This window comes from Vibrio sp. 1978 (genome assembly GCF_033344345.1).
Genome location: NZ_JAWPOP010000333.1, coordinates 1 through 787 on the forward strand (window position 1 = coordinate 1; position 787 = coordinate 787).

General features: G+C 47.8%; 1 pseudogene. It reads left to right on the forward strand.

From position 1 onward, the window contains the following. A pseudogene (locus tag R8N49_RS26450) lies at positions 1-787 on the forward strand (methyl-accepting chemotaxis protein); the annotation flags it as partial.

Genomic DNA, 787 nt, shown 5'->3' on the forward strand with positions numbered 1-787 from the left:
TCCAACCAGTTAGAGCCAGTGTTGGCGAACCTAAAGCAAGCGCGTTCAATTATCGAATTAAGCGCAGAGACGGCCGCGACGCCAGACATTATTGTTAAACAGTTTATTGCGTCGCTAGAAGCTCAGAACAAAGCTGTGTTTGCTGGTTACATGGTGTGGGAAAAGCCATCGTGGGTTGAGCCAACGATTCAAGACAAAAGCCTTGGCTTTAATAGCGAAGGCTACTTAGCGCGATTCTGTTCGCCAAATTCGCACAACAGTTTTGATGTTGTGGCGATGGATAGCTTTAGCAATACTGAATTAAACAACAACGGTGAGCGTAAAGACGATTGGCACTTGATGCCTTACGAAACGGGCAAAACGTTCGTGATGGAACCGTACATGTATCCGGTTCGCGGCAAACAAGAACTGATCACGACCATCAGCCAACCAATCAAGTTACGTGGCGAGATCATCGGCTCTCTCGGTTTTGATTTGTCATTGAACGAGTTACAAAGCCAAAGTGAAGATTACGCGAGCGACTTGTTTGATGGACAAGGCCGTATTCTGATTTCTTCGTGGAAAGGCATCACACTGGCGAACAGCAGCCAAGCGGATCAAGTGGGCAAGAAAGTCTCTCATGAGTTGGCGTCTCAATGGGCTCGTATTCAATCCATTGCGAAACAAAAAGGCGCAGGCCTTGTGACGTTTGGCGGGGATGAGTATGCGATTACTGCAATTGACACCAGCGATGCGCCTTGGATCGTTATGGTGTCGGTTCCCAGTAGCTTCCTTAAAAAGAACGTGG